The sequence below is a fragment of the Bradyrhizobium sp. 187 genome (assembly GCF_023101005.1).
GTDB classification, from domain to species: domain Bacteria; phylum Pseudomonadota; class Alphaproteobacteria; order Rhizobiales; family Xanthobacteraceae; genus Bradyrhizobium; species Bradyrhizobium canariense_D.
Window position 1 is genome coordinate 3,307,329 of record NZ_CP064693.1, and the last position, 18,805, is coordinate 3,326,133.

Consider the following 18,805-nt stretch of genomic DNA (forward strand, 5'->3'; position numbering starts at 1 on the left):
GTTCTATCCAGCGTCGTCCTGGCGAAAGCCAGGACCCATACGCCGTGACGTTTATGGCTAGGGAAGATGATTGTCACACCTTCTTCGAACCAGAAAGGCCTGTGGTAATGGGTCCTGGCTTTCGCCACGACGACGAGCCTAGCTCGCCTCCGCCAGCAACGACAATTGCCGCGGCTGCTGCTCGGTCTGGGTCTGGTCGGTGAGGTGGGTCGGATAAGCCCCGGTGAAGCAATGATCCGAGAATTTCGGATTGGCGGGGTCACGGCCGGGCTCGCCCATGGCGCGGTACATGCCGTCGATCGACAGGAAGGCGAGCGAGTCGGCGCCGATGATCTCGCGCATCTCTTCCAGCGAATGTGTCGCCGCAAGAAGACCACCACGGTCCGGCAGATCGATACCGTAATAGTCGGGATAGAGGATCGGCGGCGAGGCGAGGCGGAAATGCACTTCCTTGGCGCCGGCATCGCGCATCATGCGGACGATCTTCTTCGAGGTGGTGCCGCGTACCAGCGAATCGTCGATCAGGATGATGCGCTTGCCTTCGATCGCGGCGCGGTTGGCCGAATGCTTCATGCGCACACCGGATTCGCGGATCGCCTGCGTCGGCTGGATGAAGGTGCGGCCGACATAGTGGTTGCGGATGATGCCGAGTTCGAACGGGATGCCGGAATGCTGGCTGTAGCCAACCGCCGCGGGCACGCCGGAATCCGGCACCGGCACCACGACGTCGACCGGCACGTGGCTCTCGCGCGCAAGCTGGGCACCAAAGGCCTTGCGCACCTCGTAGACCGAGCGGCCGTGGACGATGGAATCCGGACGGGAGAAGTAGATGTACTCGAAGATGCAGGGACGCGGCGCGATCGGCGGGAACGGCTTGTGGATGTCCTGCCCGTTCTCGTCGAACACGATGACCTCGCCGGGCTCGATGTCGCGGACGAAGCGTGCGCCGATGATGTCGAGTGCGCAGGTCTCGGAGGTCAGGATCGGACAACCATCGAGTTCGCCGAGCACCAGCGGACGGATGCCGCGCGGATCGCGCGCGCCGACCAGCTTCTTGTTGGTCAGCGACACCAGCGCATAGGCGCCCTCGATCTCGCGCAGCGCGTCGATATAGCGTTCGATGAAGCGGCTGCGCCTGGAGCGCGCGACCAGGTGCAGGATCACCTCGGTGTCGGTGGTCGACTGCATCATCGCGCCGTTCCTCACGAGCTCGCGGCGCAGCGTCAGGCCGTTGGTGAGATTGCCGTTGTGGGCGACCGCAAGGCCGCCGGCATTCAGTTCGGCGAACAGCGGTTGCACGTTGCGCAGGATCGTCGCGCCGGTGGTGGAATAGCGGACATGGCCGACTGCCATTGTGCCGGGCAGGCGATCGATCACCTCGCGGCGGGAGAAGGTGTCGCCGACGAGGCCGAGGCGGCGTTCGGAATGAAAGCGGCCGCCGTCATAGGAGACGATGCCGGCGGCTTCCTGGCCGCGGTGCTGAAGGGCATGCAGGCCGAGCGCCGTGATGGCGGCGGCATCGGGGTGGCCGTAGATGCCGAAGACGCCGCATTCCTCGCGCAGCGTATCCCCCTCCAGATCGTCTTGAAGTTCCAGCGCGGCCGGGCCGAGATCAAGTAGGGCGTCCTGGTCAGGATTTCGCATCTCGTCCGAGCCTCTCGTTAGGGCTTAATCAACGCGCCGCGGGTTTCTCGATCAGCTTTTTAAGGCTGTCACGAGCCGGTTTGCTGTATCCGTCGCCACTGCCCGAAGGCTGCTGCTCGGAATCAGTTTGCTCTTCATCTGGTTTGTTTTTCTTGAATCTCTTCAAGATGGTGTTCTCGGGGTCGTCAGGCAAGAGGGCCATCAGCCAATCCCCGGTTCCCTGCAGCACCACGCGGGATTTGGCCCCCGTGACCCAATCCGGGCGCTGCTTGTCCGGCACGAGCCAGGTGAAGAACAGGAAGGCGACCACGACGATCAAAAGTCCGCGCGCCAGCCCGAACAGAAAGCCGAGGGTGCGGTCCAGTGCGCCGATGCGCGAATCCAGGATCATGTCGGAGATCCGGACCGTGATCACGGAGACCACGACCAAAGTGCCCACGAACACGCCGGCAACCACGACCACGCTCGCGACGGTATCGTTGTTGAAATAGGTCTTTGCGGTCGGCAGCAGCTTCGAGAATGAATAAAGCGTGACAATCGCCGCCGTGCCCCAGGCCGCGATCGACAGGATCTCGCGCATGAAGCCGCGAACCATGGCGAGCAGGCCCGAAATCAGCATCACACCGAGCAGGATCAGGTCGAGGATGGTTACTGGCATCGGCTGGTCTGGTCCGCTCGTACTTCAAGGTGCTCAGCGAATCGGTGCTTGGCCGCCGCCCTAAGTGAGGGCCAGACGACGTTCCCGGCAAGGCCGCAACCACGCAATCCCATGCTGCTTTTGTGACGGCTGTATAGCGGCGAGGGCGGGGGACGTCACCACCGGCTAACCCTCTCCACGGCGGAATCTTGCTGGTGTGGCATTTTTCTCTGCCGGTGCGCTCGAGTCGCCCCGCCGGGAGCCGCGTGCGGCGATCTCGGCGACCAATGTCGTCAGGCTGTTGATCGCGTTCAGCGACAAGCCGGCATCGCCGCCGGCTTCGCCCCGGGCCGATTCGGGCAGAACGGCACGCTGGAAGCCGAGTTTTGCCGCTTCTTTCAGCCGGGCCGGGGTCTGCGCTACCGGGCGCACCACGCCGGACAGCGAGATCTCGCCGAAATAGACCGCATCGGAGGGCAACTGCGCATTAACCAGCGAGGACACCAGCGCCGCCGCGGCGGCCAGATCAGCCGCGGGCTCGTGGATGCGCAGGCCGCCCGCGACGTTCAGATAGACGTCGTGGCCGGACAGCTTCACCCCGCAATGGGCTTCCAGCACCGCCAGCACCATCGATAGCCGGCTCGGATCCCAGCCCACCACGGCCCGGCGCGGGGTGCCGAGCGAGGTCGGCGCCACCAGTGCCTGCAATTCGACCAGAACGGGTCTTGTACCCTCGATACCCGCGAAGACTGCGGTGCCGGGCGTGCCGAGATCGCGCTCCGACAAAAACAGCTCGGAAGGATTGGTGACTTCGCGCAGGCCAAGCCCGGTCATCTCGAACACGCCGATCTCGTCGGTCGGCCCGAAACGATTCTTCACGGCGCGCAGGATGCGGAATTGCTGCGAGCCTTCGCCCTCGAACGACAGCACCGCATCGACCATGTGCTCGACCACGCGAGGGCCGGCGATCTGTCCGTCCTTGGTTACATGGCCGACCAGGATGATGGCCGCGCCGGTCCTTTTGGCAAAACGGATCAGGGCCTGCGCCGAGGCGCGCACCTGCGTCACCGTGCCGGGTGCCGATTCCACCGTGTCGGTCCACATGGTCTGGATCGAATCGATCACGATCAGCCGCGGCACCGCGCCCTCAGACAGCGTCGAGACAATGTCCTCGACCGACGTTTCGGCGGCGAGCTGCACCGGCGCATCCGACAGCCCGAGCCGTTCGGCGCGCAACCGCACCTGCGCGACCGCCTCTTCGCCGGAGATGTAGACGACGCGGTGTCCGGCGCGCGCGAGCAGGCTTGTGGCCTGCGTCAGCAGCGTCGACTTGCCGATGCCGGGATCGCCGCCGACCAGCAGCACCGAGCCGCGGACAAAGCCGCCGCCGGTCACGCGATCGAGCTCCGTCATGCCGGAGGACAGGCGCGGGGCGTCCTGGGTTTTTCCGGACAGGCTCTCGAGCGCGAAGGTCCGCCCCTTGCGCTTGGAGCGGATCGACACCGGCACGCTGCCGGTCGTGTCCTCCTCCGCGAGCGTATTCCACTCGCCACAGGACTCGCACTTGCCCTGCCAGCGGTTATAGGCCGCGCCGCAGTTCTGGCAGACGAAGGAAAGTGTGTTCTTGGCCATGGGGACAGCGAGTCCGGGGACAGCGAGTCGGGGGTTTCAGGTTTGCTGATAGCACGGAATGACGGGTCGAGAGAGTGAGTCCGGGCGCTCCCCGAAGCCCGGCTACGGCTGCGCCGCGTTCCAGAGCATGGAGAGGCAGGCCGCGATCATGATTGCGTCCATCACCAAGCGGAACATCTCCGGCTTCAAGCGCAGCACGAAGCGTTTGGCGATGAAGGCGCCGGCCATCAACGACGATCCTGCGACCAGGCCTTTGACGAACACATCGCCAGTCAGCGCGCCGAAACGTTCGAAAGTCACGGATTTCGCAACATAGAGCCCGAGCGAAGATGCCGCTTCGGTGGCGAGGAAAGCGCCGCGGGACAAGCCGTAGAACAGGAATAGCGGCACGCTGAGCGGGCCGGTGGAGACGACGATGCCGGTGAGATAGCCGATGACGGCCCCGCCGATCGCCAGATGCCAGAGATTGGCCTTGAGATCGTGCCGCGCCAACCAGTGCCGAACCGGCACCATCGCGATCAGGAAGACGCCGATGGCGAGATCGACGGCGTGCGAGGGCAGGGCCAGCAGCGTCCGCGCGCCGAGCACGGCGGCTGGAATGCCTGTCACCGAATAAGCCGTGCAGGCCCGCCAGTCGACCTCGCGCCACCAGGCCAGGATTCGTGACAAGTTGGCCATGACGGCGGCCAATGCCATGATCGGCACCGCCTCCTTTGGCCCATAGGCATAGACCAGCACCGGCATCAGCATGATCGACGAGCCCGTGCCGACGATGCCGGAAATGGTGCCTGCGACGAGGCCGACGATCAGGACGAACAAGAAAGCCAAACCAGTCTCCACGAATCGGGAGAGTTTAGCCGCGGCCAGCGGCGCGGGCGATCCGCGAGGCGAGAGAACCTTATCTTGCCGAGAGCCCGGCGTTAACCATCGCCGACGGTTCCAGTCTGAGCGAAATCGCTTCGAAGTTTCTTAAATCTTACTGGGTACCTCTCTTGGGCATAGTGACCTGGGGGAAGAAGAGTATGGGTAAGCGAGCCAAACGCGGAAAGGCGCAGACGTTCGCAATCCCGATGGCCGCGAGAGTTGCAGTTGGCGCCGTCGCCGTCGCAGCGTTGGGGTACGGCTTGCTGTCCCGATCGGCGAACGTGCAACCGGCACGAAAGCCGTCCGCGCACGAAGCCCAAGCGTCATCAACTCCGGTTTACGTCTCAACGCCTGTTCATGCATCAGCTCCGACGCCGGCTTCGGCTCCGCTTACGGCCCCGGCGCCTCTGGTCGAACCGCCCAAAGCGGCTGACGTTCCCGGAGCATTCGTGCGGCAGGTGGTTGACTACGCCAGCCGCCAGACGCCGGGCACCGTGATCATCGATACCAAGAACACATTCCTCTATCTCGTTCTGAACGACGCGCAGGCACTGCGCTATGGCATCGGTGTTGGCCGCGAAGGTTTCACATGGTCCGGTGAGCAGACTGTGGCTCGTAAGGCAGAATGGCCGGATTGGCATCCGCCTGCGGAGATGGTCTCGCGTCAGCCTTATCTGCCGCGGTTCATGGCCGGAGGTCCTGGCAACCCGCTCGGCGCTCGGGCGATGTATCTGGGCGAGACCGAATATCGAATTCACGGCACCAACAAGCCCGATACGATCGGGAAGCGGGTCTCGTCCGGCTGTATCCGACTGACCAATGAGGACGTCGTTGACCTCTATGATCGCGTGAAAGTCGGCGCGAAAGTGATCGTGCTTCCGACGACCGTTGCCCGCCGAGCACCCCAGGGAGCGCCAGCCGACGCCGCTTTCCGATTACCGGACCCGGCATCACCGCCGAACCGGCCCTCGGCAACTCACGCGCAGATGCCGTCATCTGGAGCGAAGATCGCCGAGGCGCAGTAATTCGTCCTCCGTCCTCATCCTGCAACGGAGGACAAGGAGGCAATTCAAGTCGCCTACGAGGTCATCCGGTCGGAAGCTTGTGACAGGCACAAACAATTTATGGCTTGTAGGGCGGAGGACAGACCACCACCTCGCCCGAAGAACTTCTCCGGCACGGCTCAGTCACCCCGATTGCGGTATGAGTATAAGCGTAGCTCAGAGCTGCGCCGGTTAGAGCAGCACCAAGGATTGCAATTTGCCATCGCAATTTCATGCCGTCGACGTCCCCGAAGAGGGGCGTCGACGGGCTGCCCCTTCATATCGAAGCCCGAGCTGTCTCCCGTAGGCCCTTCGCATCGCATGACGCGCTGCTGCGATGAAGTCCACGCTCCACCGTGTCGACGACCGCTTCTGAAAACATCCCGCCAGTGTTTGCCCGACGCGTCAAATCAGTGTTTCGGAGCATGCGTAACCCATTGATTTGCCAGCCATCGGCTACTGTGCATGGGGTTGTTTTTCATGTTTTTGTTGAGTTGGCGCGGCAAGTCGGTGCTCGCAGCACATGGGGCAAGTCCGGCTGCGCGCTGCTGACAGCATGTTGGCAGCAGGGTCCGGCTACGACCATCTCCTGACAAAACAAAGAGTGGGTCATGCGGGTCGAGGGAAGCTGTCATTGCGGTGAGACGGTGTTCGAGGTGACGGAGGCGCCCGCGAGCGTCACCCGTTGCACCTGTTCGCTCTGCGCCAAGCGCGGCGCGTTGTGGGCCTATTACACGCCGGCGCAGTTTCGGCTGCTGTCGCCCGCGGAGAACCTCGCGACCTATCTCTGGGGCAGCCGAACGGTCAAACACCATTTCTGCGCAAGCTGCGGCTGCGGTACCTATTCGGAGTCGCCGGACTGGTCGACCGGCAAGCCCGATTTCGACAATCCGAGGGTCGCCGTCAACGCGCGCCTGTTCGACGAGTTCGATCTCGAGACCGTGCCGGTGACCATGATCGATGGCAAGAATTATGGTGAGCATGCGCTCTCGCGCATGTCTGCTGCTCGTCCGTGCTCTTGAGGCCCTCTTGAAAAGCTGATCTGTTTCCGGCCCGACAGAAAAAGGGGAGGAAGCCGATGATGCGTCTTTTCGCGCGAGTGATGCTCGCGATGTGTCTGGCCGTTGTAGCCGGCTTCAATGCGCAGGCGCAGACCAGGCCCAAGGTCACGACATCAGGACCGGATTTCCCCAAGGCCGCGCTGTTCGTCGGCAACAGCTTCTTCTATTACAACAACGGCATGCCCGGGCATCTCTCCTTCATGGAGCGGGCTGCGGACCCTGAAAACAAGACGGCCTATCGCAACACCATGGCGACGATCGGCGGTTCCGGCCTCGATTGGCATGACATGGACAACCTGCTGCGGCCGGGTGGCCTCGGCGCCTATTCGTTCGACGAGCAGAACAACGTCGTCTTCAACAAGCCGGGCAGGCAGTACGACGCCGTCGTGATGATGGATTGCAGCCAGTGCCCCATCCATCCGCAATTGAAGGACGCGTTCACGACCTTCGTAAAGAAGGACAGCGAGATCGTCCGCGCCAACGGCATGCGGCCGGTCTTGTTCATGTCCTGGGCTTACGCCGACAAGCCTGAGATGACGGAAGCGTTGGCCGAGGCCTACACAATCGCAGGCAATGCCAATGATGCGCTGGTGATCCCCGCAGGTTTTGCCTTCGCGCGCGTGCGCAAGCTGCAGCCCGAGCTCAATCTGTATGCGCCGGACAAGCGGCACCCGAGCCCCGCAGGCACATATCTGGCGACCTGCGTGACGTTCGCCGCGCTGACCGGCCGCTCGCCGGTCGGCAATTCCTACACGATGGGACTGGACGGCCCGACGGTGGAGCTGCTGCAGAAAGCAGCGTGGGACACGGTGCAGGAGTATTACGGGCGTTGACCTAGCGCAGCACGACCCACGCCGGTGCGTGGTCGCTCGCGCCTTCTTCGCCGCGAACCTTCTTGTCCACGCCGGCTTTTGCCAGGCGTGAGACGAGGGCAGGGCTGAGCAGGACATGGTCGAGCCGCAGGCCCGCATCTCGCGGCCAGCGGTTTCGCTTGTAATCCCAGAAGGTGTAGATGCGCTGCTCGGGGTGCAGTTCGCGGATCGCGTCACACCAGCCTTGTGCCAGCAGCGAGGCAAAGGCCGCACGGCTCTTCGGTTGGATCAAGGCATCCTTGTCCCACGAGCGCGTCGGATAGATGTCGAGCTCATCAGGTGCAACGTTGTAGTCGCCGGCGAGCACCACGGGCAGCTCCTGCTTGAGCAAGGTTCTGGCATGGCGCTTGAGCCGCGCGAACCAGTCGAGCTTGTAGTCGAATTTCGGTCCCGGCTGCGGATTGCCGTTCGGCAGGTAGATGCTGGTGACGATGACACCGCGTACCGCGGCCTCGATGTAGCGGGCTTCGTGATCGGCAGGTTTTCCCGGCAAGCGATCGCGGGTGAGAATGGGCTCGGCATTGCGGGCCAGGATGGCGACGCCGTTCCAGGTCTTCTGTCCACACCACACTGCGCCGTAACCGGCCTTTTCGATCGCGGTCGCCGGAAATTCGCCATCACTTGCCTTCAACTCCTGAAGTGCGACGACATCTGGCTTCGCCGTTCGCATCCATGCCAACAGATTGGGCAGGCGGCGATTGATGTTGTTGATGTTGAATGTCGCGATCTTCATGTAGAGCTACCGGCTCCTGCCTTCCGTTACCGGAGAAACAATGTCCAAGTTGAGCTTTGCCGTCATCGCCGTCGCCGTTGCGTTCTCCGGGGTTGCCTCGGCACAATCATCCGATCCGCGCGGCGCGTGCAAGGCCGACTACGACAAATTCTGCGCCGGCATTGCGCCGGGCGGCGGCATCGTCGCCTGCCTCAACGCCAAGCGCGACAAGCTCAGCGCAACCTGCAAGACGGCGCTGGACAGCAGGAAAAAGAAGTAGGCGGCAAGTCGCTCAGCCCGGCAGCGGCGGCGCGCTTGCGGGCTGTTCGATCGATGGCGGAGCGGGCGTCTGCTGCTCGACCGCCTGCGCGGAAGCCGGCTTGGCCAGCGGCTCCACCACATTTCCGCCCTTGTAGATGCGGGCGTAGCGGCGGCCGAGGCTGGTCAGCACCTCGTAGCCGATCGTTCCGAAATGATGCGCGAGCTCGTCGACGGTGATGCCCTCGCCGAGCAGCGTGACCATGTGGCCGCGCCGCGCCGCATTCGGCGGCAGATCGGTGATATCGATCGCGATCAGGTCCATCGAAACGCGGCCGGCGACCGGACAGCGCTTGCCGGCGACGATGACCTCGGCGCCGCGGGTGCCGTCATTGGAGCTTGCGGCGCGGAAATAGCCGTCGGCATAACCGACCGCGATGATCGCGAGTTTCGTCGGTCGCCGTGCCGTCCAGGTGCCGCCATAGCCGACGCTCTCGCCGCGCTCGACATTGCGGATCTGCACAATGCGGGCCTTGAGATCGACCACCGGCTGCATCGGATTGTCAGCCTCCGGCGTCGGGTTGACGCCGTAAAGCGCGGCGCCCGGCCGCACCATGTCGAACTGGAAGGGCGCGCCGAGGAAGACGCCGGACGAATTGGCGAGCGCCGCCGGCACGCCGGAGAATTCGCTGGCGATGCCGCGGAAGGCCGCGAGTTGCTTGGCATTCACCGGGTTGTTGAGCTGCTCGGCCGAAACCAGATGGCTCATCACCAGCGTAATGCCGTGATCGCCGGCGTTGATGCGGGGGATAATGGCCTGCGCTTCCGCGAGCGTCAGGCCGAGCCGATTCATGCCGGTGTCGATGTGGATGGCGGCGCCACCGGTCCAGCCGGTGCGGCGGCAGAACACGTCCCATTCGGCGAGCTCGTTGAGATCGCCGATCACGGGGCGGCAGTTGATCTGGGCGTAGTGCTCGCCGGTGTTCTGGAAATAGCCGCCGAGCACGTAGATCGCAGGCTCCGGCACCGCCGCGCGCACCTTGCGCGCTTCCCCGATGGTGGCGACGAAGAAGGTCTTGCAGCCGGCCTTGTTCAGGGCACGCGCGACTTGCTCGGCGCCGCAGCCATAGGCGTCTGCCTTGATCACCGCCGAGCATTCGGCCGGCACCGCCGTCTTCTCGAGCTTGCGCCAATTGGCGATGATGGCATCGAGATCGACGGTGAGCACGCCGCCGAAGGTCGCGAGCGCGGCAGCCTGATTGGCCTCCGCGGAGAGAAGGCCGGATTGCGGGATCATTTTCGGGTCGGACGCCATTGTCATGGCGCCGTTTTACGCAAGAGGCCGGTCAGGTTCAACCCAGGGAACTCAGTAGTCGCCGCCGCCGCGGTCCGGCACCTGGCTGTCCGGCGCAAGGTCGCCGAACCGGGTGACCGACGCTTCGAAGGCCAGATCGACGGTGCCGGTCGGGCCGTGGCGCTGCTTGCCGATGATGACTTCGGCCTTGCCGTGCGCAAGATCCATGTCCAGGCGCCATTTTTCGTGCTCGGGTGTGCCCGGGCGCGGCTCCTTGTTTCCGAGGTAATATTCCTCGCGATAGACGAACAGCACGACGTCGGCGTCCTGCTCGATCGAGCCGGATTCGCGCAAATCCGAGAGCTGTGGCCGCTTGTCGTCGCGCGATTCGACCTGGCGCGAGAGCTGCGAAAGCGCAATCACGGGCACGCTGAGTTCCTTGGCGAGCGCCTTCAGACTGGTCGTGATCTCGGTGATTTCCTGCACGCGGTTTTCGCTGCGCTTGCCCGAACCCGACAAGAGCTGGATGTAGTCGATGACGATGAGGTCGAGGCCCTTCTGCCGCTTCAGCCGGCGGGCGCGCGCCATGAGCTGCGCAATCGAGAGACCGCCGGTCTCGTCGACATAGAAGGGCAGCGACTGCAGCTCGATCGAGACCTCGCGGATCTTCTCGAAATCGGCCTCCGAGATGCCGCCGCGGCGGATCGAGGAGGAAGGGATGCCGGTGCGCTCGGCCACAATACGCGTGGCGAGCTGGTCGGCCGACATTTCGCAGGAGAAGAAGCCGATGACGCCGCCATGGGCAGCCTTCATGGTGCCGTCGGCCTGGAGTTCTGGAACATAGGCCCGGGCGACGTTGTAGGCGATGTTGGTCGCTAGCGACGTCTTGCCCATGCCGGGGCGGCCGGCGACGATGATGAGGTCGGAGTGCTGCAACCCGCCCATTTTGGTGTCGAGGTCGCGCAGGCCCGTCGAGATGCCCGACAGCTTTCCGTCGCGCTGGAACGCTTTCGCGGCCAGATCGACCGCAAGCGTCAGCGCCTGCGAGAATTTCTGGAAGCCTCCGTCATAGCGGCCGGATTCGGCGAGTTCGTAGAGGCGGCGCTCGGCGTCCTCGATCTGCGCCCGCGGCGCGAAGTCGACCGGGGCGTCATAGGCGACATTGACCATGTCCTCGCCGATGCCGATCAGGTCGCGTCGCAATGCCAGATCGTAGATGGTGCGCCCATAATCCTGCGCATTGATGATGGTCGTCGCTTCGGCGGCGAGGCGCGCCAGATATTGCCCGATGGTCATGCCGCCGATGTCGGTGTCGGCGGGCAGGAAGGTCTTCAGGGTGACGGGCGTCGCGATCTTGCCCATCCGGATCAGGCTGCTGGCGGTCTCGAAGATGGTCTGGTGCAGCGGCTCGAAATAATGCTTCGGCTCCAGAAAATCGGAGACGCGGTAAAACGCGTCGTTGTTGACCAGGATCGCGCCCAGAAGGCTCTGTTCCGCCTCGATGTTATGCGGCGCGCTCCGATAGGCCGGGGTTCCGGCTTCGGGCGCGAGTTTGAGAACGTTCGAATCAGTCAGGGCCATGGTCGAGCGATAGCAATTTTCTGGGGCGGATGCGGGGCCGGGATAAAGCGCCGCCTCAGCCCAAAGCGGAAGCAAAAGCTCGCCGCTATCAACCGATCATTAAAATGGTGGATGATTGACCGCCGCAGCACGCGCCGCGCTTGACGGATTTCGTGGAACCAGGTCGCGGCCTAGATGCGGTCGTTACGCACCCCGGAAAACGCCGGATGAAGTGAACCTGATGGGGTGCCGGGCAGACACATCGAGACGCGCGGGAATGACCCACGGCCAGGCGCTTTTGGCTCGGTTCAGACCAGCAGGAGGTAGACCAGTGCAACCAGGGCCGCCCCGACGCCGGTAGCGATCAGGGCGTAATCGGTGCGGAGGTCGTCCTGCACGTCGAATGAGGTTTTGGTCTCGTTGCTCATGGCGACGGTCTAAGCCAGGGCTGACGAGACTTATGTGAAGCAGATCACATCTCCCCGGATTCTTTCGGGGGTACAGCCGGAACAGGTTAGCGGGCGGGGGGTTGTCTCCTGATCTGCCACCAGGGAACGAGGCAAGCGATGCGGCCAGAACGGCAGCCCCGGAATTGGCGAAGCGAAGCAGGCAGCCGACTTTGGCTGTCGGGGCTGATCGCGGCCATGGAGCACGCTGAGCGGCCGGAAGTGCGTCGGGAACCGGTCGCCCCTGAAATCCTGAAAGCGCTGCGGATGCAATTGGCCTTAACGGCCTCTTCCCCGTCCGCTCCGGTTTCGACCCTGCGCCACTAGGACTCATTCACCAGCCAGCTTCAGCCTCGGCGTGGCGCCGGCTTCGACGGCCCGCAGTCGGGCTTCTTCACGCGCGATGTAGTTGCGCGTCATCGGCACGACGCCCTGACGGCGGGTGAGTTGAATCTGGAAGTTCATCATATGCTGCTTGCGGAACGTCATCTCGCTGGCTGCTAGATAAAATTCCCACATCAGCGCGAAGCGCTCGTCATACAGCTGCACGGCTTCTTCGCGTCGCGCCATGAAGCGCTCGCGCCATGCCTTCAGGGTTTCGGCGTAATGAAGGCGCAAAATCTCGATGTCGCAGACCAGCAAGCCCGCCCGCTCGATCGCCGGCAGCACCTCCGAGAGGGCGGGGATGTAGCCGCCGGGAAAGATGTATTTGGCGATCCAGGGATTGGTGGAGTCCGGGCCCTGCGAACGGCCGATCGAGTGCAGCAACATGACGCCGTCCTTATCCAGCAGCTCGGCGCAGCGCCGGAAGTAGGTGTTGTAGAAGCGGGCGCCGACATGCTCCAGCATGCCGACTGAGACGATGCGGTCGAACGGACCGGCGATGTCGCGATAGTCCTGAAGCAGGAATTTGGCCGATCCGGTCAGGCCCTTTTCGGCTGCGCGCGCATTGGCGATCTGCAACTGCTCGGTCGACAACGTTATGCCGGTGACGTCAGCACCTGCGATCTCGGCGAGATAGAGCCCAAGTCCGCCCCAGCCCGAACCGATGTCGAGGACGCGCTGGCCGCTCTTGACGAGCAGCTTTGCGGCGACGTGCCGTTTCTTGGCAAGCTGTGCATCGTCGAGCGTGCTCTCCGGCGTCTCGAAATAGGCGCAGCTATATTGCTTGTCGGCGTCGAGGAAGAGCGAATAGAGCCTCGCATCGAGATCGTAATGATGTGCGACGTTGCGGCGGGATCGCGGGCGCGGATTGAACTGCTTCAGGTGCCGCACCAGATAGCGCAGGTGCCACCAGGGTTTTGCCCAGTGCGGCAACAGGTCGGGTTGACCGAGCAGGATCGCGAGAGCATCAGCTATGGTGCCATGCTCGACAATGAACTCGCCGTCCATATAGGCCTCGCCAAGCCCGAGCTCGGGATTGACGAGGATCTTCCGCTCTGCGTCCGCGGTGACGAAGCGGACTGCGACCGGTTCGCCCGAGCCGTCGCCGACGGTGAACTTCGAGCCCTTCGCCGTGGTCACCGTCATCGACCCGCGGCGGATGAATTGAGACAGGAATTGACGCAACAATCGGTCCATCGGCACCCATCCTCTCGAGCGAACCCGAAGAGATGCGACTAACCCGGCCTTTCACACCCTACGCCCGGGCATCTCAGCGGTTCCTATGCGCTTGCATCTAGATCTAGGGAGGTGTCCCGGGCCCGCTATTGCGCTGTGCTCAAAGCGGATATTCCAAAACCGCTTAATCACATCCTTGCGCGCGGTGCCTGCTTCCATTCGCGGCTCAATCGGATAAAAGGTGACCCGCCGCGGCGCCGCCTGCCGGCTGCACCTCTCGGAATTCAATGGAGATGATGGGAATGTCGAGCCGAGCGCTCAGCCTCGCGACGATCTTGCTTCTGATCGGCTTCGGCGCGACCGATACCGTTTTCGCGCAGGCGACGAACCTCGAGGCCGGCAAGGCCCCATCCCAGCTTTTCGCGCAGACCTGTAATGCATGTCACAAGAGCCCGCGCGGCCTTTTGAAAACAGTGGCGCCGGGCTCCTTGCCGGGCTTCCTGCGCCAGCATTACACGACCAGCCCCGACATGGCCGGCGTGCTTGCCTCCTACCTCGTCTCCAACGGGGCCACCGACACCCGCTTCCAGGCGAAGGACGGCCATAAGGACGGCAAGGACAAGAAGGACGGCGCCAAGGATAAGGACAAGGAAGCCAATACCAATCCCGCGCAGTCTCCTGAACATCAGGGCCGCCGGCAACGTTCCCAGGAGTCCGCCAAGCCGGAAGGCGAGGGTGCCGCTCCCGCGGCCGAGGGCGCGCGTCAGAAGCGCGCCGCGCGGCCGGCCGAAGAAGGAACGAAGGAAGGTGCGAAGCCCGAGGGCCAGGCTGTCCCCGAAGGGCGCAAGGCCAAGCGTCTCGGCAAGCGCGGCAAGCCGGGAAGTGATGAGGCGCCGAAGGTCGATGCCGCGGCGCCGACGGCAGACGACAAGAAGAGCGAGCCGAAGGTCGAGTCCAAGCCTGAGACAAAGCCCGAGACTGCGAAGGTGGATTCCGGCGAAGCTAAATCCGAAGGCAGCAAACCCGAAGGCAGCAAACCCGAAGGCAGCAAGCCGTCCGACAAGCCCGCCGAGGCCAAGCCGGAAAGCGCCAAGGTGGAGCCGCGCGGCAGCGAAGCTCCGGCGTTGCGGCCCGATCCGGTGCCGCAGGTGACGCCGGCCGCACCGTCCGCCGCGAAGCCCCCCGAGCCAGCTGCGCCCAAGGCGGCGGAAGAGGCTGCTCCCAAGCCCGCCGCGAGCGCCGAACCGCCAGCGAAGTCGCAGGAACCGGCGCCGCCCGCGACCGCTGCGACTCCACCGGCGCCAGCCGAATCGTCCGGTCCGCCGACGCCGCCGATTTCGCGATAGGCGACCACATTTTTAGACATGCGAAGGCCGCGCTCTCGCGCGGCCTTCGGCTACAAGCTCAATCTGCTGTCGCCCGCGGTCGGCGAGAAGCGGATCTGCCGGGCGAGGGTGATCAAGTCGGGCCGTCAGGTCTCCGTCGCCGCAGCCGGCGTTTTCTGCGTCAGCGCCGGGGTCGAGACCATACGGCGACGGCGCTCGCGTCGATCGCGATGCTGAGCGAGGATTGTGCCGCCACAACGAAAAACCCGGCCGCCTGAGGCGACCGGGCTTCGAAAGCCTGCGCGAACGCGAGGCTTACTTCTCGGTCTCTTCCGCGGCCGGCGCCGGCTCGGCGTCGTCCTGCAGGGCTTCCGGGTCGAAGAACTCGCCGGCGGCTGCGATCGCTTCGGCCGCAGCATCCCGGTCTTCGTTCCGGCTCGAGATGTCCTCGCCGCGGTTGATGCGCTCGGCCTCGTCCTGGCTGCGCGCCACGGTGACACTGATCTCGACCTCGACCTCGGGGTGGATGGCGACCGTGATGGTGTGCTTGCCGATGGTCTTGATCGGCGCATCGAGCTGAACCTGCGGGCGGGACAGCGAAACGCCGTCGGCTTCGAACGCCACGACGATGTCGCGCACGTTGACCGAGCCGAACAGTTGACCGGCTTCCGAAGCTTGACGGATCACGATGATGTTCTTGCCCTGGATCTTCTCGGCGACCTTGGACGCCTCGCCCTTGGACTCAAGGTTGCGAGCCTCGAGCTCGGCCTTCATGCCGTCGTACTTGGCACGGTTGTCGGCGGTGGCGCGCAGCGCCTTGCCGCGCTTGAGCAGGAAATTGCGGGCATAGCCGTCGCGAACCTTCACGACTTCGCCCATGTGACCGAGCTTGTTGACGCGTTCCAGCAAAATGACTTCCATATTCGTTCTCCTTTGATGTGTTGAGTGAGGTGGAATTTCGAACTTGAACTTTCGGACTTGAACTCAAGAGGTCGGCAGCGGCGGTGGCTGGCGCGTGCGAAGGAAGCGTTCGCGGAGGCCGAACACGGCATCGGCGAGGCCGAGGATCACCATCGCGATGACGGGCCATCCGAACACGACGACGACGGCGTAGGTCGAGCCGAGCCAGAAGGTGCGGCTCTTCAGCGCCAGCGTCAGCGTATGCAGCACGGCAAAGCCGGTCAGCGCGTACCCCATCATCAGCGCAGCCGTCGCGATTTGCGCCGCGATCGCAAGCAGTCCGCCGGTGAAGCAGAAGGCGAGCGCGACGCAGAGCGCCACGAGCGTCATCGGCGGCAGCTCCGCGGTCATCAGGTCCGGCCAGGGGCGCCGCAACCGGCCCGACGTCGCCGTCACCTTGGTGCTGAGCCAGAGGTTGAGGGTCAGCGTCATCATCGCAACGATGGTGGCACCCGCCGGCAAGATACGCACCAGTGCGCCGACGAATTGGTCGGTCTCGCCGGAGCTCTGCGGGTCGGCGGCGCGGAGGAGGCGCATCAAGCCGCGGCGCAGCGTGCCGGTGATGGTCTCCGCGTCGGTGCCGATCGTGAGCAGCGCGGCGATCGTGGTCAGTGTGGCGAAGCCCGCGATCCACAGCAGGATACGGCCGACCGGATACCACTCCAGCGCAGGCTCGGTGGGCGGCTCGGCGGCGGGCTCCGGCGCGGCGGCTCCGACCGGCCGGCTGAGCAGGACGAGATGGCCGAGCCACCAGGCCGGCAATGCGACGGTGAGGGCGAAGGCGATGCAATAGGGCAGGCCGAACAGGGCGCCGAGGCCAAGCGCGGCGGCGATGCCGCCCAGGCTCGCGCAAAGCGGTCCCCAGCCGATCGAAGCGACCATCAGCGGCAGCGGTGCGAGATAGAACAGGACGAGAGAGATCAGCGCGCCCGAAATGATCGAGGCGAACATCAGGGCCGACGCAGCGCCGGCGATCAGGGCTATCAGTCCAAAGGCCATCATCAGCTGTCCCGCTCCCTTCGAGCGGTTAGAGGCATCTCGCCCCAACCATCGGCGACCGGACGACCCGGAAGCCTTATGAGAAACTAGGTCGTACGGCCGGCGGCGATGTCGCCGCCGGCCGAATTCGTCTTAGCGAATGACGTAGGGCAACAGGCCCAGGAACCGCGCGCGCTTGATGGCGCGGGCAAGCTCACGCTGCTTCTTCGCGGAAACCGCGGTGATGCGGCTCGGCACGATCTTGCCGCGCTCGGAGACGTAACGCATCAGCAGTTTGGAGTCCTTGTAGTCGATCTTCGGAGCATTCGCGCCCGTGAACGGGCAGCTCTTGCGGCGACGGAAAAACGGGCGGCGTGCACCAGCTTCAGCCATTGTTCTTACTCCCCATCCGTCGTGGTGGTGGTTTCAGCGTCTTCACGCGGACGGCGCGGACCGCGGTCACCGCGGAAGCCGCCGCCTTCACGATCGCCACCACGGAAACCACCCTCGCGGTCGCCACGGAAGCCACCGCCTTCGCGATCGCCACGGAAGCCGCCGCCACGGTCGTCACGCTCGCGGTCACGGTCGGCCTTGCGCATCATCGCGGACGGGCCTTCCTCGAGCTCCTCGACGCGGACGCTGAGATAGCGGATCACGTCTTCGCTGATGCCCTCCTGGCGCTCGATCTCGGCGATCGCCGCGGACGGCGCGTCGATGTTGAGCAGCACGAAATGCGCCTTGCGGTTCTTGTTCATGCGGTAGGTGAGGGAGCGTACGCCCCAATTCTCGGTCTTGGTGACCTTGCCGCCGAGACCTTCGACGATGCCGGTCATCTGCGCAGTCAGCTCTTCGACCTGCTGCGTGCTCGCGTCTTGGCGCGCGAGAAAAACATGCTCATAGAGAGCCATGGAAGTCCTTTCCTCATGTTGGCGCATCGCCCGGCGTCAAGCCCTTAAGAGGCCTTCGGAAAGGACTCTGGGATTAAGCTCAGAAGGCGGAAACACGGGACGACGGGCCGACTGGCCCTGCCACACCAAAATCACAAATGATTTGCTGAGACCGTCCGTTCAGCTCCCGGCCGGGGTCTGCGGATGGGCGCCTTATACGGATTTCGGCTGACTTGGCAAGGTTGCAGGCGCCGTTTCGGCGCGGGGATCGCAATGCGGGCGGCCGGATCCGCCGCCGACCATCATACCGGCTTGATTTGTTTGTTTGTATATTATACAAATAAATCAACCGGAGCGAACTCCAATGGCAGAAAAGCCGGCCCACGAGCCCCTCAAGGAGGCAGGCGATCCCAAACACGCCGCCCGCGCCACGCGGTCGGCCGGCCGCAAAATGCGCTCGCTGCTGCTTGATGCCGCGAGCCCGCTGTTTCGGGAGCGGGGGCTGTCGGGTACGGCGATCACCGACATCGCGGCCGCTGCGAACGCGTTCCCGAGCCAGATCACCTATTATTTCCGTACCAAGGAGGCGCTGTTCGTCGAATGCGCCTGCCGCGAGCTGCTGTATCTGGCGCGGGCGACCGAGCAGGCGGCGCTGAAGGCGCGCGCGCCGCGGGATTATACCCACGCGCTGGCCGAGACCGTGACGACGTGCGATTCGGTGGCCTTCTTCGCCGAGGCGCTGACGCTGACGCGGCGGCGCCAGGATCTCGCGCCGCTGGTCGAGCGCACCATCGAGCGCCTGCACAGTGAAGGTGCGCGGGCCTATGCGAGCCAGGTCGCGCGGCACGGCTGGCGCTCCCTGCGCGCGCCCGACGAGAGTTCGCGGCGGTTCTGGGCCGTCGCCATCGGCGTCATCCTTGAGGGCTACGCCATGGGCCGTTCGCCCGAGGCGCTGTGCGCCGAGATGCTGCGCGTGCTGGGCGAACAGGCGAAATCCTCTGATGACACTGCGCGGCTGCGCCTCGTCGACGCGCGCGACGCATCGAGCAATTCGAATGAGGAGGATTAGGCC

General features: G+C 64.3%; 18 protein-coding genes and 1 pseudogene. 7 read left to right on the plus strand and 12 right to left on the minus strand.

Annotated elements, in window-relative coordinates:
- Positions 1 to 138 precede the first annotated feature (138 nt).
- The 4 genes from purF to IVB19_RS15680 all read right to left on the minus strand — a co-directional run bounded on the left by purF (position 139) and on the right by IVB19_RS15680 (position 4,741).
- Positions 139 to 1,644, minus strand: coding sequence for an amidophosphoribosyltransferase (gene purF / locus IVB19_RS15665; protein ID WP_018459135.1), 1,506 nt, complete (start codon positions 1,642 to 1,644; stop codon positions 139 to 141).
- 28 nt (positions 1,645 to 1,672) lie between these two features.
- A complete protein-coding gene (locus IVB19_RS15670; RefSeq protein WP_007592055.1) occupies positions 1,673 to 2,302 on the minus strand; it encodes a CvpA family protein in 630 nt (209 codons plus the stop codon).
- 165 nt (positions 2,303 to 2,467) lie between these two features.
- Positions 2,468 to 3,913: a DNA repair protein RadA gene (gene radA / locus IVB19_RS15675; RefSeq protein WP_018459134.1), complete on the minus strand. Its 1,446-nt coding sequence runs from the start codon at positions 3,911 to 3,913 to the stop codon at positions 2,468 to 2,470.
- 102 nt (positions 3,914 to 4,015) lie between these two features.
- Entirely contained in the window at positions 4,016 to 4,741 is a 726-nt protein-coding gene (locus IVB19_RS15680; protein WP_247821568.1) for a sulfite exporter TauE/SafE family protein, read from the minus strand.
- A gap of 194 nt (positions 4,742 to 4,935) precedes the next feature.
- Between IVB19_RS15680 and IVB19_RS15685 the strand changes: the two genes are divergently transcribed.
- From IVB19_RS15685 to IVB19_RS15695, 3 genes are all read left to right on the plus strand, one after another.
- The gene (locus tag IVB19_RS15685; protein WP_247821686.1) at positions 4,936 to 5,802 is read left to right on the plus strand and encodes a L,D-transpeptidase; all 867 of its coding nucleotides are present in this window, start codon (positions 4,936 to 4,938) and stop codon (positions 5,800 to 5,802) included.
- 629 nt (positions 5,803 to 6,431) lie between these two features.
- Positions 6,432 to 6,842: a GFA family protein gene (locus IVB19_RS15690; RefSeq protein WP_247821569.1), complete on the plus strand. Its 411-nt coding sequence runs from the start codon at positions 6,432 to 6,434 to the stop codon at positions 6,840 to 6,842.
- Between the two features lie 56 nt (positions 6,843 to 6,898).
- Positions 6,899 to 7,714 (plus strand): SGNH/GDSL hydrolase family protein, encoded by an 816-nt coding sequence (locus IVB19_RS15695; protein ID WP_018459130.1) that lies wholly within the window; start codon positions 6,899 to 6,901, stop codon positions 7,712 to 7,714.
- A 1-nt stretch (position 7,715) separates the two neighbouring features.
- Here IVB19_RS15695 and IVB19_RS15700 read toward each other — a convergent pair whose 3' ends face one another.
- Positions 7,716 to 8,486 (minus strand): exodeoxyribonuclease III, encoded by a 771-nt coding sequence (locus IVB19_RS15700; RefSeq protein ID WP_018459129.1) that lies wholly within the window; start codon positions 8,484 to 8,486, stop codon positions 7,716 to 7,718.
- A gap of 40 nt (positions 8,487 to 8,526) precedes the next feature.
- Between IVB19_RS15700 and IVB19_RS15705 the strand changes: the two genes are divergently transcribed.
- On the plus strand, positions 8,527 to 8,745 hold the full coding sequence (locus tag IVB19_RS15705) for a hypothetical protein (protein ID WP_018459128.1): 219 nt from the start codon (positions 8,527 to 8,529) through the stop codon (positions 8,743 to 8,745).
- 12 nt (positions 8,746 to 8,757) lie between these two features.
- Here IVB19_RS15705 and alr read toward each other — a convergent pair whose 3' ends face one another.
- The 3 genes from alr to IVB19_RS15720 form a co-directional block, all read right to left on the minus strand.
- On the minus strand, positions 8,758 to 10,038 hold the full coding sequence (alr, locus tag IVB19_RS15710; protein WP_018459127.1) for an alanine racemase: 1,281 nt from the start codon (positions 10,036 to 10,038) through the stop codon (positions 8,758 to 8,760).
- Positions 10,039 to 10,089: 51 nt separating this feature from the next.
- A complete protein-coding gene (locus tag IVB19_RS15715) occupies positions 10,090 to 11,598 on the minus strand; it encodes a replicative DNA helicase (RefSeq protein ID WP_018459126.1) in 1,509 nt (502 codons plus the stop codon).
- 755 nt (positions 11,599 to 12,353) lie between these two features.
- The gene (locus IVB19_RS15720) at positions 12,354 to 13,604 is read right to left on the minus strand and encodes a cyclopropane fatty acid synthase (RefSeq protein WP_247821570.1); all 1,251 of its coding nucleotides are present in this window, start codon (positions 13,602 to 13,604) and stop codon (positions 12,354 to 12,356) included.
- Positions 13,605 to 13,885: 281 nt separating this feature from the next.
- Here IVB19_RS15720 and IVB19_RS15725 point away from each other — a divergent pair, with 281 nt between their 5' ends.
- Complete coding sequence (locus IVB19_RS15725) at positions 13,886 to 14,929, plus strand: hypothetical protein (RefSeq protein ID WP_026233740.1); 1,044 nt, start codon at positions 13,886 to 13,888, stop codon at positions 14,927 to 14,929.
- Between the two features lie 51 nt (positions 14,930 to 14,980).
- A pseudogene (locus tag IVB19_RS15730) lies at positions 14,981 to 15,186 on the plus strand (PaaI family thioesterase); the annotation flags it as partial.
- Positions 15,187 to 15,223: 37 nt separating this feature from the next.
- On the opposite strand, the gene rplI reads toward IVB19_RS15730, so the two are convergent.
- From rplI to rpsF, 4 genes are all read right to left on the minus strand, one after another.
- The gene (gene rplI / locus IVB19_RS15735; RefSeq protein ID WP_007609316.1) at positions 15,224 to 15,829 is read right to left on the minus strand and encodes a 50S ribosomal protein L9; all 606 of its coding nucleotides are present in this window, start codon (positions 15,827 to 15,829) and stop codon (positions 15,224 to 15,226) included.
- A 63-nt stretch (positions 15,830 to 15,892) separates the two neighbouring features.
- Positions 15,893 to 16,870, minus strand: a complete 978-nt coding sequence (locus IVB19_RS15740) for a hypothetical protein (RefSeq protein ID WP_204510986.1) — start codon at positions 16,868 to 16,870, stop codon at positions 15,893 to 15,895.
- Between the two features lie 129 nt (positions 16,871 to 16,999).
- Positions 17,000 to 17,239: a 30S ribosomal protein S18 gene (gene rpsR / locus IVB19_RS15745; RefSeq protein WP_007592020.1), complete on the minus strand. Its 240-nt coding sequence runs from the start codon at positions 17,237 to 17,239 to the stop codon at positions 17,000 to 17,002.
- A gap of 5 nt (positions 17,240 to 17,244) precedes the next feature.
- On the minus strand, positions 17,245 to 17,754 hold the full coding sequence (rpsF, locus tag IVB19_RS15750) for a 30S ribosomal protein S6 (RefSeq protein ID WP_247821571.1): 510 nt from the start codon (positions 17,752 to 17,754) through the stop codon (positions 17,245 to 17,247).
- Between the two features lie 343 nt (positions 17,755 to 18,097).
- Between rpsF and IVB19_RS15755 the strand changes: the two genes are divergently transcribed.
- Positions 18,098 to 18,802, plus strand: coding sequence for a TetR/AcrR family transcriptional regulator C-terminal domain-containing protein (locus tag IVB19_RS15755; RefSeq protein WP_018459120.1), 705 nt, complete (start codon positions 18,098 to 18,100; stop codon positions 18,800 to 18,802).
- Positions 18,803 to 18,805: the final 3 nt, after the last annotated feature.